Raw genomic sequence first — 16,658 nt, 5'->3', positions numbered from 1 at the left:
TAACAAGATGAAATAATCCCCACCCTAATCATTTGAGGCAGCTGTACCCACAGCAATTCTAACCGCCTGTCGCAAAGAATAACCGTTGGATAAACCATAAACAATTCCGGCCAGTAAAGCAGGTAATCCTTCCTGGCTATTAAAACATTGGTTGGGAAGTAAAGGAAACTCGTGGGCGTTTCCTTTTTGAAAATAAAGCAGCCGTGTATTTCCGTCACTCAAAACAATGCTTTGCACTCTATCAGAGCTCAAAGCGAGAACCTGGCTTAAATAATGCTCCAGAATACTGCCGTCTGCTGCACCTAAAACCAACAGGTCATAGCGAGACAAAAAATCCGGTATTTCCTCCATTGAATCTAAGTAGCGGTAGGTACATAAGAAGGGAAGTTTCTCTTCATCCTTTCCCATTGCTTTACGGAACATAAGCTCCTGAAACTTGGTTTCCACCGCTAACCATTCACAATTGAAAACTACCCATTCTCTAGCATCAATAGCTTTTCCATAATCGTGCAGGCTAAAGTTTTCTTCCAGTATCCGTTTATCATTTTTTAAAAAGACTTTGCGGCAGCTTCTCTTTTTAGCATGCCTAAAAATATTTACTGTATCGATACCTTTTCCTTGCAGTACATTTAAAATATTAGTACCTTCATCGTCATTTCCTATTATAGTTATTAGTTTAACATTTAAGCCGAAGTTTGCAAAAATTCTTCCTATATCGACAGCAAATCCTCCCAAGCCCATGTTAATCGAACAATCATTATCTGGCCCACTGGTCTTAATATAATAGTAACTCTCACCAATAACTACTACGGAAACCTGCTCATTAAAAACATATCCCTTACCCAGGATTACGCCTTTTTTCATCAGGTTGGATATGTGTACCGCAATTGATGAACGAGTAATATTAAAACGCCGCGCCAGTTCCTCCTGGGAAATAAGGGGTTCCTTCTTTAATACTTCAAATATCTCCTTTTCTCTGGAGGTTAGCCTCATATTAAATTTCACCTCATTATACTGCAAGCATGATATCATAGTTTAGAGCTACTGTATAGTTTATCCAATTGCTCACTATCAATCAAAACTTCACGCTTTTTATTGTTATCCAGTTCGGATACTATTCCTCTGTCTTCCATCAAATCAACCAACCGTGCTGCCCGGGCATAACCTATGCGCAAGCGTCTCTGAAGTAAAGATACCGAAGCTTTACGGTGCTCTACAAATACATTTACCGCATCCCAAAACAGCTCATCTCCATAGTCTTCTTCCATTTTATCCAGAACCATATCTATCTCACTGGCTGCCTCGGTTTCTTCAGACTGGGGCAGCTGTTCTTTGATAAAGCTGACTACCTTTTCGATATCGCCATCACTTACATAAGCCCCTTGCACCCGGTAAGGTTTTGCCGCCCCTACCGGCAGAAAAAGCATATCCCCTTTACCCAGAAGTTTTTCTGCTCCGGAAGTATCCAGGATAGTACGGGAATCAGCCTGGGAAGAAACCGCAAAAGCAATACGGGAGGGAATATTAGCCTTAATTATACCGGTTACCACATCCACTGAAGGTCTTTGGGTAGCAACAATCAGGTGCATTCCAGCAGCCCGGGACATCTGTGCCAGCCGGCAAATAGAATCTTCGACTTCAACGGGTGAAACCATCATTAAATCAGCCAGTTCATCAATTATTATTACTATGTAAGGCAAGCTTTCTTCGCTAATCTGGTTAAATCTCTGAATATCCCTGACCCCTCGCTCCGCAAAGATCTTATAGCGTTTTTCCATTTCTCCTACCATCCAGCGCAGTACTACCGAAGCCTTCTTGGGATCGGTAACGACTGGAGTCATCAAATGAGGAATGCCGTTATAGGCAGCGAGCTCAACCATTTTAGGATCTATAAACACAAACTTTAATTCATCCGGTGTCGAATTGAATAAGAAGATCATTATCATACTATTGATACAGACACTTTTCCCCGACCCGGTAGAACCAGCGATCAAAAGATGAGGCATATCGTTTAGCTTCCCTACCACGGTATTGCCACTGATATCTTCGCCCAAAGCAAAAGCCAACGGGCTATTTAAATTCTTAAAAGCCGGTGAAGAAAGGAGGCTGCGCAAGCTCACACTCAAGAGTTTACTGTTGGGAATCTCTATACCAACTGCTGATTTGCCAGGAATTGGTGCCTCTATTCTGATTCCTGGTGCAGCCAGGTTTAACTGCAAATCATCAGTTAGACTAAGAATCTTGCTTACTTTGACCCCAGGAGCTGGGGTAAGCTCATAACGGGTTACTGCTGGTCCACAACTTACCTGATTTACTTTCACCCTGATACCGAAATTGGAAAATGTGTCTTCCAAAATTCCAATACTCTCCTTGATATTTTTTTTATCAATTATTCTTTCCCGGCTAATTTCACCGAGCAAATCCAAAGGTGGCTTCTGATAATCAAGCTGACTGCTTGTAGGCCGGTTTTTATATTTGTCAGAAAGGGGTGATTTCTCACGGCTATTGGCCGATTCATGTGGCAGTGGATTATTTTCGGCTGCGGTCCATTCCTTGCTGTTCTCCGCCGGAGATGGTTGAGGATGGTTGATTATTACCTGATCTCGGGCTTCTACCGGCAGCGGTATGTCTTCATTTGTCTCATAATACATTATCTTATCCAAGCTGCTCTTTAAAACTCTGCTGTAATTTAGAATAAAACCAATAATTACCTTTATGGGTTTACCTACTATTAAAAGAACTGCAACCGCAATATTAAGAATAAGTAGTATCGCTGCTCCCACTTTCCCCAACAAGGTAATTACGCCGGTAGCCAGAACAGCACCCAAAACTCCCCCGCCCATGCCTTTAATACCAGCTTCCCAAGCACTTAAACCACTTGGTATGTCATAAAGGCTGAGCCAGAGCAAGCAGGATAAAAATAGCAGGCTGGCCCCCCACATGCGCGCAGACCATATTTTCTTATCAATACCAATATCTATCGACCAGAATAATAAATAAAATGAGAAAAACACTGCTCCGGTACCCAGCAATAATTCCAAACCCTTTAATATATAGCTACCCAAAACCCCAATAAATTGTGTGCTTTCAGCCTTCCCGCTAAACTGGCTAACACTAATGTAGACAAAAATGGCCAGCATGAAAACAACCAGTGCCAGTACTTCCCTTTTAATCCGCTCCCGGTTTATCTTATTGCTATCCTTGGTTTTTTTAGCCTTAAGTTTTTTCTCCTTGGCTTGAATGAGTCTCACGCCTTACTTTATTATATTTAATACTGTAAATATCTTCGCCAATAATTGGTATAATCCTTCCTCTAAATAAAAAAACGGGGGCTGGGCCCCCGCTATCCCGCTTTTCTATCACCTTATATTATACCAGAATAGCGTAATCGCTGCTACAATCCAACAGTAGTAAGAAAAATATGACAATTTTCCCCTTCGTACCAGGCCTAAAACGACCTTAATGGCAAAAAATCCAAATATAGCGGCTGTAAGCGGTCCTAAAATATAAGGCAATATATTGCTGGCAGCAATTCCGCTAACAAATACATCGCTTAATTCAAAAATAGCAGCCCCGATAATTACCGGGATGGAGAGTAAAAAAGAAAATCGCGCCGCGAATTCTCGATCCAGGCCAGCTATTAAACCGGCAGCTATAGTCGAACCTGAGCGCGATAAACCTGGTATAATAGCCAGGGCCTGAAGAATACCAATAAAAAGTGCATCGGAAAATCCGGTCTCATCCGCTTCTTTTAAACCAAAATGTTTTTTTGACAGGTTTTCAGACAAGCTTAACAATATTCCCGTAAAAATCAAGGCAATTCCCACTACTAGAAGAGATTCAAAGGCTTTTTCGAAATACGGTGCCAGAAGAAAACCAGCCAATCCAGCAGGAATACATCCCACAATAAGCAGATAGGTCAAACGGCAAAACGGCTTTTTCAAAATACCCCAAATATCGTCCCAAAAAGCGGCAAAGACCGCGATCAAAGTACCAAGATGTACCAATACATCAAAAGTTAAAGGTGGTTCCTCAATCGCAAAAATATGCTGAAAAATAACCAGATGGCCCGAACTACTTACGGGAAGGAATTCAGTTAGTCCTTGCACCGCACCCAAAACAAAAGCCTGAAATAATGTCAAATCCTCTCTCTCCCCCTGAAAAACACTTTTTAGATTATATCACATTGCTCCCGATTAATGTCTGTAAAATGCATTGGCCACACTGCTATCAAGGTCTTGTTTTTTTCCAATCTGGCTGCATGGAAATAATTGTTCCGGGTTGGTATTTGCTATTTAAATAATCCAGGGGGTCAGTGCTTACTATGCTAATAATCCTTAATTGCTTGAACTCATCGCTCACCGCATTAATCAAGCCTCCGGACGGAAGCTCTAGAGTTACAGGCTCTCCTAATTCCTGGCCAAGAGCAAGGTATTCTATAGGTTCGGGTGTATAAAATATCATTGTACCATTCCTCCGGATGCATTCTTTAATTCATGGATCTTGTTCAGAGCATCTTTGATACCGCCCACCTGGTCAATTAAACCGCAATCAACTGCATCCTTGCCTACCAGGACAGTACCAATATCACGGGCAAGATCTCCCATTCTAAACATCAATTCACGAAATTTTCCCTCGCTTATACTAGAATGCTCCACTACAAAACGAACCACCCGGTCCTGCATTTTATCCAGGTACTCATAGGTCTGAGGTACGCCAATAACCAATCCGGTTAACCTTATAGGGTGTATTGTCATAGTAGCTGAAGGCGCTATAAAGGAGTAATTTGTACAGACCGCAATGGTAGAGCCTATAGAGTGCCCGCCCCCTAGAACTATGGATACGGTAGGCTTGGAAAGGCTGGCTATCATTTCGGCTAGAGCCAGGCCAGCTTCCACATCTCCGCCTACAGTATTAAGGGCTACCAACAATCCCTTAATCTGCGGATTTTCTTCTACTGCTACCAGTTGCGGTATAATGTGTTCGTATTTGGTAGTTTTATTCTGGGGGGGAAGTACCATATGGCCTTCAACCTGACCAGAAATGGTCAAACAATGAATGTCGCTCTTAAAACTGGGTACTTCAATCTGTCCCAGTTCTTTGATGTTTTCTACTTTCTGTTCGTTTTCACTATGAGCTGTATTGGGGTTTTGCTGCAAAACACCGTGCTCCCTTCTATAGCATATTTCCTTTCTCTTAGCATCACCCCGAGCGAAAAAATAATACCATAAAAATAAGGGGTCAGGCTATAATGTTCAAGCAATTACAGCCTGACCCTTTTGAGTGACACGGGGACAGGGTTGTTGACAACTTCGTTTTTATACGTCTAAACCCTATTTTCTTGCTTAATCCTTATGATGACTCCACTGTAAAAAACCCTTTTGTGGCATAAGGGCTGTATAAATATACAAAGCGAGCGTTAGCGAAGTATGAATGCAACACCTGCGGCTTATATATTATACCTCTACAATAATCGGCAATATCATGGGCCGGCGCCCCGTTTTTTCAAACAGGTGCTTACCTAACTTCTCGCGAACTTGAGCTTTAATAACAGCCCATTCACTGATATTCCTCTTGGAGCATATCTCCAAAGCCTCATTGACCTTTTCTTTGGCATTCTCGATTAGGCTCTCGGATTCGCGAACATATACAAAACCTCGGCTTACAATATCGGGTCCTGCTACTACTTCACCAGTATCTTTATTTATTGTAACAACTACGATCATAATACCATCCTGAGAAAGCTGCTTCCGGTCACGAAGTACAATATTACCCACATCTCCTACGCCTAACCCATCCACCAGCACTTTTCCAGCTGCTACCTTTCCACTGATAACAGCTTTCTTTTTACCCACCTCAATTATCTGGCCGTTTTCCGCAACAAAAATGCGCGATCTCGGTATACCCAGACTTTCAGCCAATTTAGCATGCTTCATTAAATGCCGGTATTCACCATGAACAGGTATAAAATATCGGGGCCGGATAAGATTCAGCAGAATTTTTAATTCCTCCTGGGAAGCATGCCCAGAGACATGCACTCCTGCCCCTTTTTCATATATCACTTCTGCCCCCTGGCGAAAGAGGAGGTCAACTGTTTTGGCCACTAATTTTTCGTTTCCGGGAATAGGGGTTGCGGAAATAATAACTGTATCCCCTGATTCTATAGCCACCCAGCGATGATCCGCTGTGGCTATCCGGGTAAGAGCGGACATGGGTTCACCCTGTGAACCGGTGGTTACAATGACAATTTCACCGGTGGGATACTTTCCAATATCCTCCATCTCTATCAAGATTCCCTCAGGAATATTCATATAACCAAGTTGACTGGAGATACGCACATTATTGACCATACTCCGCCCTACAACCGCTACTTTACGCCCGTATTTTTGAGCTGTGGAAATTACCTGTTGGATACGATGAACATTGGATGCAAAGGTGGTAACAATTATACGGCCTTCGCATTTGCCAAATAATTCATCGAAGGTATTCCCCACTACCTTTTCTGACATGGTAAATCCCATTTTGTCAGCATTAGTGCTATCACCCAGCATGACCAGTACGCCCTTTTCACCCAGTTCGGCGAATTTTCTAAAATCCGCCACTTCACCGTCAACTGGCGTCTGGTCAAGTTTGATATCTCCAGTATGCAGTATTATTCCTAACGGAGTATGCAAAGCTATAGCCAATGCATCAGGAATACTATGACTAACTCGAATAAATTCCACTTCAAAAGGACTAATGGATATTACATCACGGGGGCGGACAACCTGCAGTTGGACACTCCCCAGGTTATGTTCCTTAAGCTTTTCTTCAACTATTCCCAGGGTTAACCTGCTGCCATATACGGGTACATTTATTTCTTTCAAAACATAAGGAAGCCCTCCCACATGGTCTTCATGACCATGAGTGAGCAATATAGCCTTAACTTTTTCTTTGTTTTCCATCAGGTAACTAATATCAGGAATTACGATATCAATGCCCAGTAGTTCTTCTTCGGGGAACATAAGCCCGGCATCAATAATAACAATACTATCCTGATATCTGATGGCCGTCATGTTCTTCCCAATTTCCCCCAATCCGCCCAGGGGAATTATTCTAACACGGGACTCTTCAGACATCAAAACACCCTCTTTTATTCAACTTTTCCAATCCAAGCCGCAATAACCGCACTTTTATGTAAAAGATATAATCACCGTTCATTTACTTTAAAACGAAAGTCTTGTGATTTACCTATATCCCTCAACCATATTAGCTTTTGTTAAAACCGTCCATATTTAATTAAGCTTTAAAAGCACAGTAACCAGGGCTATTTCCCAGACGAAATCCAGTTTAATGCAAAAACAAAATACCGTCCAAATCCTTCAAACTCATTATAACCTTTTACAAGGCCTGATACAACTCAATAAATGCTCAAATAAGGGGAGCATTCAAGATCCATCCTGCGGAAAAATGCCTTTTAAGAAAAAAGGGTAGATTAGTAATCTACCCTTTGTCTTAACTCCAGCTATGTAGTTATTGCAATTTAAGCGGAAGAAACTGCCAAGCAGTTTCAACACAGCGCTGCAACGAGGCTTAGGATTAGAGTCCGCTACCTGTTTTGTTTGTAAGAAAAGTGAGGAGTGAGGGGTAAGGGGTGAGGGGTTTAGTTTATTTCCTGCTGCATCTTACCATTCAAGCCCTTATTAAATCACTTTTCATCGGTAGTTGTGGCCCCGGCCATGAGGAGTTAATAGGAACTTTGGCCACTTAAAGAAGCGGGGGACATTTCACCTCGTTATAATAAATGATACTGGAGTAATATATCCTTTATTAGCTTCTTTTCATCCTCTGTGGCGGAACTCAAAGGCAATCTGAAGCCACCTACCCCTATTCCCAACATGTTTAAGGCTTCTTTGAGAGGAACGGGATTGGTAGTTACAAATAAAGCTTTGAATAGTGAAAAAAGTTGAGCATGAATAGCGGCTGCTTTTCTGTTGTCGCCGCTGGCAAAGGCATCTATCATTTCTATCATGTTCTTGCCTACCAGGTGAGAAGCGATACTGACTACGCCATGCGCACCCAGTGCCAGCATGGGAAGGGTAAGAGAGTCGTCACCGGAGTAAATCAGAATATCGTCACCAACCAGGTTCTTCAAGAGAGAAACCTGATCCATATTCCCGCTAGCTTCTTTGATAGCAACAATATTATCGATAGCCGCCAGCCTCTTAACCGTCTCCGGAAGAAGATTACTACTCGTACGCCCAGGAACATTATATAGCATTACAGGCAAGGAAACACTGTCGGCTATAGCCTTGAAATGCTGGTAAAGGCCTTCCTGACTGGGCTTGTTGTAGTAGGGAGCAACCAGCATAATTCCATCTACTCCCGTTTTTTCAGCTTTGCGGCTCAGTTCGATCGAGTAATCAGTATAATTAGACCCGGTACCGGCCCATATTGGAATCCTCTTCCCCATTTTTCCTTTTACTGCCGCAAAAAGCTGCAGCTTTTCATCAGCACTCAGGACCGGAGATTCACCGGTTGTACCGCAAACAACAATACCTTCACTGCCATTTTCATAGAGGTATTCGGCCAGCTTGGCCGCCTGGGAAAGGTTTACCTCCAAGTTATCCCCGTAGGGAGTAACCATAGCCGTCATTAAGCGGGGAGCTGACATTTATTCACCACCATTCCAATTTAATAGAGACTATCGTTAACCACTATTTCTGCAATTTGTATGGCATTGGTAGCTGCTCCTTTGCGAATCTGGTCGGCAACCACCCAAAAGAGAATGCCATTATCTAAAGATAGATCCTGTCTGATTCTGCCGACATAGACTTCATCCTTATTTGAAGTATAAAGGGGCATAGGATATAGTTGTTTTTCCGGTTGATCCTGTAATACTACTCCAGGGGCCTGGGAGAAAATCGTTTTAACTTCCTCTGCCTTTAGTGGTATTTCCGTCTCCACCGTGATGGATTCGGAATGGCTTCTAAATACCGGAACTCTAACTGCCGTAGCCGCAATCTTTAAATCCGGAGCGTGCATGATCTTACGGGTCTCCCAAACCAACTTCATTTCTTCGCGGGTATAATTATCCGATAAAAAATCATCAATATGCGGAATCAGGTTAAAAGCTATGGGATATTGGAAAACCTCAGGAACTATATCATCTCCAGCCAAATAGGCCCGCACATGCTGTTCAAGCTCATCGATTCCAGCTTTTCCGGCTCCGGAAACCGCCTGGTAGGTCGACACCAATACCCTTTTTAAGCGAGCAGCCTTATGAATAGGGTTTAACGCTACAACCATAATGGTGGTCGAACAGTTGGGATTAGCAATAATACCCTGATGCTTGGCAATATCTTCCGGATTTACCTCGGGAACTACCAGAGGCACATTTTCCTCCAATCTGAAAGCATAACTATTATCAATTACCAGGCAATTGTTTTCCCGGGCCAGCGGAGCCAGAGCCTTACTTATATCAGTATTAACCGCAAATAAAGCTATATCCGCCTGTTTAAAAGCCGCAGCATTAGCTGCTTTAACCTTAAGATCTTCATCCCTGAATCTCACTTTGTTTCCTGCTTCGCGAGGGTCAGCCAGGCAAATTAGCTCCTTAACTTTAAACTCTCGCTCTTCCAGAATCTTCATCATTTCCTGCCCTACAGCACCTGTTGCTCCAACTATAGCAAGTCTAACTCCCTCTGCCACAAATCCTGCCTCCCGTTAAATGTTATTTTGTATTTTAGCACAATGCTTCTTCCATTCTCAAGGACAATGGGGCGCTTGTGATAATGGCAACAATAAAGTTTGCTAAAACATCAAGCAGGGCCAAGGAGAACCGGCTGTATTTGTTTGCCTTGCAGAGCTAAGATCACCGTATCAACAGCCTTATCCATACAGGCAACCAGCGAATTAACTTTTTCCAGCGGATTATCCTGCCGGAAGGGAACAAAGAATATGTTTTTCGTGTTAATGAGCATTCCTATATTCCTGGCATTTATGCCCAGAGCATCATTGGTGGATATAGCGATTACCACCGGTCTCTGGTTCCTTAGCTGGCCCTTTACTGCCATCAAGGCAGGAGTGTCAACGATTCCATTGGCGAGCTTGGCGATGGTATTACCGGTAGCCGGCATAACTACCACAATATCCAGGAGTTTTTGTGGTCCAATTGGTTCAGCCCCAACAATACTATTAATCAAAGGCCGATCAGTAATTTCTTTTATTTCTTTTTTTAAATCATTTACTTTATAAAAACGGTTATCCACCTCGTCAACAGTGTAAGAGAATATTGGGTATATGTCAGCTCCTTCCTCTTTGAGATTCTTAATCTGAGGGAGTACCTCAGCAATGGTACAATGGGAACCGGTTAGAACTACACCTATTTTGACTCCCCTTAAGCGGGTTTTTTGCATTTTTGCCACCTCCTCTTTATTCCAAAACCTGTTCCTGCCCCGTTTTAGCCAGTTCTTTTATTATTAAACGGGGAATCACCTCAGCTAGAATCTTACCAGCCGAAATCGGCGCCACTTTACCTGGAAGACCGGGAGCTAATATTGCTTTAAAACCATATTCATTGGCTGCTTCGAAATCAGTCCCCCCGGGCTGGGTAGCCAGGTCAATGATTATGGCATCGCATCGGGCCTTTTTTAAGACATTTCTGTTTATCACCAAGCTGGGAACAGTGTTAAAAACAAAGTCACTATGACTTATGGCTTCGGCCAACTCAGAATAACCAGCTCTTTTACAGCCCATTTCATAGGCCCTGGCCATTTGTCCCTCATTTCTTGCCACAACTGTAACATCCGACCCAAGAGCCCGGAGTGTGCGTGCCAGTGTAATTGCAATCCGGCCAAATCCAACAATTAAACTCCTGCTTCCATGAATCGTAATCTTTGATTCTTCCATGGCTATCTGAATAGCTCCTTCGGCGGTAGGGATGGAATTCATTATGGCGATATCATCCATCTCGGCAATTTCCAGAAGACGCAGTTTATAACTTCCTACCCATTCCTTGAGAAATGGACGCGCCGAACCAATAATGACCAGGGCATTTTCTGCTAACACATCTATCGCTTTTTTGCTAAGCTTAAGCTCTCCCTCAGCATAAACAGCACGAATAATTCCTTCCAAACTGGTTCCCGGCAGGGGTAAAACTACGACCTTTGCATCCCGGCAGGCATCTTCCACGCTATTAACCGCAGAAGCTCCATCACATAATTTAGAACTGGGAAAGCCGGCAACTTTTAAAATGGCTCCTCTTTTTAGCAGTTCAGATATTAGAATTAGCTCCCGCTCATCTCCGCCCAAAACAGCAATTTTAGTTCCTGAAAGCAGCGAACTCACCCTCCGTCCTCCTTTGGGGATAATTCTGCAGCCACAATCAATAGCATTATATGTATTTTTCATAATAGTGGTGCTTGTCTCCAACCACGAAAGTGCTATTTTGGAGAGATGTAAGAAGGGATAAATCAAAGGAAACAAATAAAAAGGCTGCAGCCGACAAAAGTTGACTGTAGCCTTTTTACAACTCATTTTTAATGAAATCCCATGAAAGACCAGTTACTAAAATCTTGTCTTAGAGCAAATTTTCCATACCATAGACCAGTTCTTTACGCTGGAGTATTTTTTTGATTACCATTATTACACCTGGCATGAAGCCGGCTCTATCAAATGAATCATGTCTTATTTTAAGGCCCTGGCCGGCACCTCCAAAAATCACTTCCTGGTGGGCAATTAAACCTGGTAAACGCACACTATGAATCCTTACCTGGCCCAGGTCTCCCCCGCGGCAACCGGCAATTTTCTCAAATTCCCGTACATTCCTGGGAGGTCTCAAGGGTCGATTCGCATTTATCATTTCGGCGGTTTTTATGGCAGTACCTGAAGGGGCATCCATTTTTTGGTCATGGTGCAGCTCAATTATTTCCACCTCAGGAAAGTATTTAGCTGCTTCACTGGCAAACTTCATCATCAATACGGCCCCAATGGCGAAGTTGGGGATAATGGCCACCCCCACCTGTTTTTCTCCCGCCATCCTCTCCAGTTCTTTGATTTCTATTTCGTTTAATCCTGTTGTTCCAATTACACAAAATACTCCTTTTTTCAAAGCGCTTCTAGCATTATTGAAAACCGCCTGGGGGTTGGTAAAGTCCACCAAAACATCGGGCTGGTAGTTTTCCAAAACCTCATCAAGGTCGTTTTCCAAACTTATATCCAAACCGGCAATGCCAATTAAATCAGCCACTTTTTCTCCTTTGGCCTTAATATCAACCGCAGCTACCAGTTCAAGTTCCTCGTCCCCGGCAATGGCTTTTAGTGTTTCCTGCCCCATTTTCCCCAAGGCCCCCGCTACTATTACCCTGGCCTTTTGCTTCATAATAAAACCTCCCGCATACTATCAAAAATCCTATATAATAATTTACCACAATAATCAAGCAGAACTTGACCGGAGTACCCCAGGATGAAGTGCTCTCTGCTCAGGTTTAACTTTAGCTCACATGGCATTATATTGCCTGGCTTGCTCAACCACATATTTACTTATTTCTTGAACCATCCGCCGTTCGTAAAAGGTTCTCGAATTAGGAAGCTTTATCGACTTTTTGATGGTGTTAACAAATCTTTGCAAGAATTTAATTTCAGCTCTAATTTTCTCGATTAAATCATTCCCATCAGTATAGGCATAGAATTTTTGCAAATCCTCTAATATGGTATTCTCCTGGTTGGAAATGGCGAGTACGGCCGCATGTTCTAAAAGCTCATGTTTATCCAGATCATAGTTTAGAAATCGCAATATTAAGTCCAGTCGCCTGCTACTACCATCTTTAGTTAAAAGAATTTGGATACTAAGTTCCTTTTTGTATGATTCCAACACCATTATTTGCTGTAATATATCTTGGTAGAGGGTTTTTAACAATTCATTCATTGTAAAGTCCCTCCCTGGAAGTAAATCTTACTCTTTACCCATAGTTTGAACTATAACTGCTTTTGGTATTATTAATTCGACTTAATATTAATTATTCCTTTAGCGCAAAATTCCTTATTCCGATTTGTATCAAATTGTTTTACCATGCTATACTTTTGTTGACAGGGAGGTAGTTCTATGCCTTTTGACGGTATTACTATCCGGGCGCTGTGCCAGGAATTAAATCCCCTATTGAATGGGGCCAGAATAGATAAAATATTTCAACCTGAGAAGGATGAGCTGGTTTTATCCGTTAGAACTGCAAAAAGCGGGAGCTTGCGCTTAATGCTTTCCGCCAACTCGCGTTGGGCTAGATTGCATATTGATAGTATAAAAAAGCCTAACCCAACCAAACCCCCGGCATTTTGCATGTTATTGCGCAAATATCTGGAAGGCGGCAAAATACAGGAGATTAAACAAGTAGATTTTGAACGGATTATTCACATCGATATTGAAGCCCTGGATGATTTTCGCGAGTGGAAAATAAAGCGCTTGATTTGTGAGTTTATGGGTCGGCATTCTAATATTATCCTGGTAAACCCGGAAAACAACCTGATAATTGATGCTATAAAAAAATATGGTCATGACCGGAGTTCCCACCGAGAAGTTTTACCCGGCAAAGAGTATGTAAGCCCACCCCAGCAAGGTAAGCTTAACCCTCTCCAAGCTAGCTATGAAGACTTTGTCCGGTTGATGTGGAAACAGGGGGGTAATAATACTCTGGCTAATTCATTTTTCCAGGTTTTTTCAGGAATAAGCCCATTTTCATCCAGCGAATTCTGTTGGGCTGCTGGTCTTGAGCCCTTGTTGCCGGTTGAGCAATGCGGTGAACTTGAATTCTCCAGGCTATTTCATCACAGCAGGACGGTATTACAGAATATCGAGCAGGCTAAGCTGCACCCAGTTGCCATCTACAGCAATCTGCAACCGCTTGAGTTTGCTCCCTACCCCATACTATCTTTAAATGAATCCGGCTATAAGTCCCTCAATTTTTCCAGCATTAATGAAGCCTGCGATCGTTATTACAATGACAGCTTGAAAATGATTCGCCTGGAATCGATGAAAGTCAATCTGAGCAGAAATATTAAGATCCGCCTGGACAAAGCTTATAAAAAACAATTTTTCCAGGAAGGGGACCTGGCCAAGGCCTATGAAAAGCTGAAATATAAAGAATGGGGTGAAATGCTCACTGCTTATGCTTTTAAATTTCAAAAAGGGGATAAAACTGCTTTAATTGAAGATTTTTATCAGGGAGAGGAAGTTGAAATTTCGCTGGACCCTCGTTATACTCCCATTCAAAATGCCCAAAAATATTTCAAAATTTATAACAAGAGCCGCAATGCTATAAAGCACCTGAAGCAACTCCTGGCTTCCAACCAGGAGGAAATTGATTACCTGGAATCAATAATTGTCTTGATAGCACAGGCCGAAACCCCAGAAATAGTGGAAGAAATAAGAGAAGAGTTGGAAAAGCAGGGTTATGTCAAGGAGCATACCCAGCGTGCCCGTAAAGAACTGCTTAAGAGCCAACCTCGTCGTTTCCTGTCTTCCGATGGTTTGGAAATACTCGTAGGCAGGAACAACCAGCAAAATGATTTTTTAAGCCTAAAACAGGCAGAACGCCAGGACCTATGGCTGCACAGCAGTAAAATCCCGGGCACTCATGTGATAATCAAATTGCCCAAAACGATCAGCTCTATCAATGATGTACCTGATCATAGCCTGGAGGAAGCTGCCGACCTGGCCGCCTACTTCAGCAAAGCTAAAGAGGCGGACAAGGTGCCGGTAGATTATACTTTCCGCGTTAATGTTCGTAAACCTTCAGGGGCCAAACCCGGTATGGTAATCTATGATAATTATTGGACAATAATAGCTAATCCTCGCTCCGAGAATCTTAGCCGTTTGTTAGCAGAAAGCGAAATCCAGCCCTTGCCAAAAATTTAATAGCCCGTTTATTCCGGCGATAGTATTTCTACGGAACCATCCGGGTTTTTTTTATACCTGCTTCCTTCCTCCAATATATATATCTTTTGATTCTTAGTATCTATAGCCAGATCACGATTTACCAGGGTGCTAACTTCATCGTGGGTAATCAGGGTGCGGATTTGCACCCCATTGTCATATAATTGTATATGCAGTTTTCCGCTCTCTCGCGGAATCGTCTCCTGTTGTGAACGCTTATAGGGTCTCAAAAACACATACTGGTATCCACCCTCGGCAAAATGCATCTCCTGTCCATTTAAGAAAATGCGCAATAACAGTCTCTCCTTCCTCAAGCACGGCTGCCCGGCTTTATCACTGGCAATTTTCCTTCACGGCAAAGCGGGCAATCAGAAGCTGCAAAGGATTTAATATCCATGGACAGCACCGCTTCTTGTTTAACCTTAAAGTCAACCTCACCGTTGCTGCGGTCTACCAGAACAGCCACTCCCGCCAGCTCGGCTCCGGCCTTCTGCACAATCTCAATTACTTCCCAAACCGAACCACCGGTGGTAACTACATCTTCCACTACCAGAACCCTCTGGCCCGGACGCAGTTCAAAACCCCGCCGCAATACCATGGAGCCTTCCTGTCTTTCCGTAAATATGGCTGGAATTCCCAATTGCCTTGCTACCTCATAGGCCACAATTATGCCACCCATAGCTGGACCTACCACTATTTCGATATTATCTGCAGCGAACTTTTCCGCAATGTGTGCTGCCAATTGCTCGGTATATTTGGGATATTGCAGAACCTGGGCACATTGCATATACTGATTGCTGTGCCGTCCTGAGGTAAGCCGAAAATGGCCCTCCATAAGGGCTCCAGAATCAATAAATATCCTGGTAGCTTCTTCCTTACTTAACATTTTTCTATTCCTCCAATTCGCTAATAATCCTTAAAGCCGCTTCCACCGGATTTTCTGCCTGAGTAATAGGCCGTCCGATGACCATAAAATCAGCCCCCATCTGCAAGGCCTGGCCTGGCGTGGTAATCCGTTTCTGGTCATTTTTCTCCGACCAGGCGGGTCGGATACCCGGGGTGACGATTTTAAATTCCGGGCCACAGGCTGCCCGTATGGCCTCGATTTCTTGCGGTGATGAAACAACACCGGAGATTCCACATTCTTTAGCCATAAGAGCCCACTTGACCACCAGGTCTTTAAGTTTCCTTCCTTTAACCCCAATCTCTTCTTCCAATTGCTCCTGCGATATACTGGTAAGCACCGTTACAGCCAGGGATAATGGTGCTGCTACCGTCAGTTTTTTGGCCTCATCTTCCACCTCTTCTACTACCTGGCGCATCATTTCCCGGCCTCCGGCGGCATGAACATTAAACATGAAGCAATTCAAGCGGGTTATTACCCTGCCGGCAGCAGCTACGGTGTTGGGAATATCATGAAACTTGAGATCTAAAAATACCCGTCCCCCCAATTGATTAATCTCTTCTACTATTTTGGGGCCACAGCTATTGAACAACTGCATCCCCACTTTAAAAGCCCCCACATGAGGAGCCAAATCCTTAACCAGTGCCAGGGCTTGCTCCCGGCTATCAACATCCAGGGCTAATATAATCCTCTCTTGGGCCTGCAAATCCATTCCCCCCTAATTTTTGATTATATAAGTATGATTCCGCTGCAAAAAGTAATAATTATGCATTTGCTTGCATAAATATTCCGCTCCAGCGTCCTTAATAGCGACCGCAGGGAGCATCAGTTGTGCCCGACAGGGCG

The 16,658-nt window shown here is 43.2% G+C and carries 16 protein-coding genes; 1 reads left to right on the top strand and 15 read right to left on the bottom strand.

Annotated features, from left to right (window positions below):
• Positions 1-24 precede the first annotated feature (24 nt).
• From AWB54_RS04395 to AWB54_RS04340, 12 genes are all read right to left on the bottom strand, one after another.
• A complete protein-coding gene (locus tag AWB54_RS04395; protein WP_061213392.1) occupies positions 25-993 on the bottom strand; it encodes a winged helix-turn-helix transcriptional regulator in 969 nt (322 codons plus the stop codon).
• A gap of 35 nt (positions 994-1,028) precedes the next feature.
• Positions 1,029-3,251 carry a DNA translocase FtsK gene (locus AWB54_RS04390; protein ID WP_061213391.1) on the bottom strand — a complete coding sequence of 741 codons (2,223 nt, stop codon included), beginning with the start codon at positions 3,249-3,251 and terminating at the stop codon, positions 1,029-1,031.
• Positions 3,252-3,359: 108 nt separating this feature from the next.
• Complete coding sequence (gene uppP / locus AWB54_RS04385) at positions 3,360-4,142, bottom strand: undecaprenyl-diphosphatase UppP (RefSeq protein ID WP_061213390.1); 783 nt, start codon at positions 4,140-4,142, stop codon at positions 3,360-3,362.
• 88 nt (positions 4,143-4,230) lie between these two features.
• Complete coding sequence (locus AWB54_RS04380) at positions 4,231-4,464, bottom strand: YlzJ-like family protein (RefSeq protein WP_061213389.1); 234 nt, start codon at positions 4,462-4,464, stop codon at positions 4,231-4,233.
• Positions 4,461-5,159, bottom strand: a complete 699-nt coding sequence (locus tag AWB54_RS04375) for a ClpP family protease (protein ID WP_061213388.1) — start codon at positions 5,157-5,159, stop codon at positions 4,461-4,463. The genes AWB54_RS04380 and AWB54_RS04375 overlap by 4 nt, the downstream gene beginning before the upstream one ends.
• Positions 5,160-5,456: 297 nt before the next feature.
• The gene (locus AWB54_RS04370) at positions 5,457-7,118 is read right to left on the bottom strand and encodes a ribonuclease J (protein WP_061213387.1); all 1,662 of its coding nucleotides are present in this window, start codon (positions 7,116-7,118) and stop codon (positions 5,457-5,459) included.
• Between the two features lie 656 nt (positions 7,119-7,774).
• On the bottom strand, positions 7,775-8,653 hold the full coding sequence (gene dapA, locus AWB54_RS04365; protein ID WP_061213386.1) for a 4-hydroxy-tetrahydrodipicolinate synthase: 879 nt from the start codon (positions 8,651-8,653) through the stop codon (positions 7,775-7,777).
• Between the two features lie 20 nt (positions 8,654-8,673).
• Positions 8,674-9,690 carry an aspartate-semialdehyde dehydrogenase gene (locus tag AWB54_RS04360; RefSeq protein WP_082736012.1) on the bottom strand — a complete coding sequence of 339 codons (1,017 nt, stop codon included), beginning with the start codon at positions 9,688-9,690 and terminating at the stop codon, positions 8,674-8,676.
• A gap of 110 nt (positions 9,691-9,800) precedes the next feature.
• Complete coding sequence (locus AWB54_RS04355; protein WP_061213385.1) at positions 9,801-10,397, bottom strand: dipicolinate synthase subunit B; 597 nt, start codon at positions 10,395-10,397, stop codon at positions 9,801-9,803.
• 16 nt (positions 10,398-10,413) lie between these two features.
• Positions 10,414-11,328 carry a dipicolinate synthase subunit DpsA gene (gene dpsA / locus AWB54_RS04350; protein WP_061213384.1) on the bottom strand — a complete coding sequence of 305 codons (915 nt, stop codon included), beginning with the start codon at positions 11,326-11,328 and terminating at the stop codon, positions 10,414-10,416.
• Positions 11,329-11,560: 232 nt separating this feature from the next.
• On the bottom strand, positions 11,561-12,361 hold the full coding sequence (gene dapB, locus AWB54_RS04345) for a 4-hydroxy-tetrahydrodipicolinate reductase (protein ID WP_061213383.1): 801 nt from the start codon (positions 12,359-12,361) through the stop codon (positions 11,561-11,563).
• 117 nt (positions 12,362-12,478) lie between these two features.
• Entirely contained in the window at positions 12,479-12,907 is a 429-nt protein-coding gene (locus AWB54_RS04340) for a hypothetical protein (protein WP_061213382.1), read from the bottom strand.
• A gap of 177 nt (positions 12,908-13,084) precedes the next feature.
• Between AWB54_RS04340 and AWB54_RS04335 the strand changes: the two genes are divergently transcribed.
• The gene (locus tag AWB54_RS04335) at positions 13,085-14,890 is read left to right on the top strand and encodes an Rqc2 family fibronectin-binding protein (protein WP_061213381.1); all 1,806 of its coding nucleotides are present in this window, start codon (positions 13,085-13,087) and stop codon (positions 14,888-14,890) included.
• An 8-nt stretch (positions 14,891-14,898) separates the two neighbouring features.
• Here AWB54_RS04335 and AWB54_RS04330 read toward each other — a convergent pair whose 3' ends face one another.
• The 3 genes from AWB54_RS04330 to pyrF are packed head-to-tail and all read right to left on the bottom strand — an operon-like array spanning position 14,899 to position 16,518.
• Entirely contained in the window at positions 14,899-15,201 is a 303-nt protein-coding gene (locus tag AWB54_RS04330; protein ID WP_061213380.1) for a hypothetical protein, read from the bottom strand.
• 17 nt (positions 15,202-15,218) lie between these two features.
• Positions 15,219-15,794 (bottom strand): orotate phosphoribosyltransferase, encoded by a 576-nt coding sequence (pyrE, locus tag AWB54_RS04325; RefSeq protein ID WP_061213379.1) that lies wholly within the window; start codon positions 15,792-15,794, stop codon positions 15,219-15,221.
• Between the two features lie 4 nt (positions 15,795-15,798).
• Positions 15,799-16,518 (bottom strand): orotidine-5'-phosphate decarboxylase, encoded by a 720-nt coding sequence (gene pyrF / locus AWB54_RS04320; RefSeq protein ID WP_153014654.1) that lies wholly within the window; start codon positions 16,516-16,518, stop codon positions 15,799-15,801.
• Between the last annotated feature and the right edge of the window lie 140 nt (positions 16,519-16,658).

Source organism: Syntrophomonas wolfei subsp. methylbutyratica (genome assembly GCF_001570625.1).
Taxonomy (GTDB): Bacteria; Bacillota; Syntrophomonadia; order Syntrophomonadales; family Syntrophomonadaceae; genus Syntrophomonas; species Syntrophomonas methylbutyratica.
This window is presented reverse-complemented; position numbering and strand designations above follow the sequence as displayed.

Coding starts and splice junctions, on each gene's coding strand:
- AWB54_RS04395 (WP_061213392.1), bottom strand. CDS start 993: ATGAGGCTAACCTCCAGAGAAAAGGAGATATTTGAAGTATTAAAGAAG.
- AWB54_RS04380 (WP_061213389.1), bottom strand. CDS start 4,464: ATGATATTTTATACACCCGAACCTATAGAATACCTTGCTCTTGGCCAG.
- AWB54_RS04370 (WP_061213387.1), bottom strand. CDS start 7,118: ATGTCTGAAGAGTCCCGTGTTAGAATAATTCCCCTGGGCGGATTGGGG.
- dapA (WP_061213386.1), bottom strand. CDS start 8,653: ATGTCAGCTCCCCGCTTAATGACGGCTATGGTTACTCCCTACGGGGAT.
- AWB54_RS04355 (WP_061213385.1), bottom strand. CDS start 10,397: ATGCAAAAAACCCGCTTAAGGGGAGTCAAAATAGGTGTAGTTCTAACC.
- dapB (WP_061213383.1), bottom strand. CDS start 12,361: ATGAAGCAAAAGGCCAGGGTAATAGTAGCGGGGGCCTTGGGGAAAATG.
- AWB54_RS04340 (WP_061213382.1), bottom strand. CDS start 12,907: ATGAATGAATTGTTAAAAACCCTCTACCAAGATATATTACAGCAAATA.
- AWB54_RS04335 (WP_061213381.1), top strand. CDS start 13,085: ATGCCTTTTGACGGTATTACTATCCGGGCGCTGTGCCAGGAATTAAAT.
- pyrE (WP_061213379.1), bottom strand. CDS start 15,794: ATGTTAAGTAAGGAAGAAGCTACCAGGATATTTATTGATTCTGGAGCC.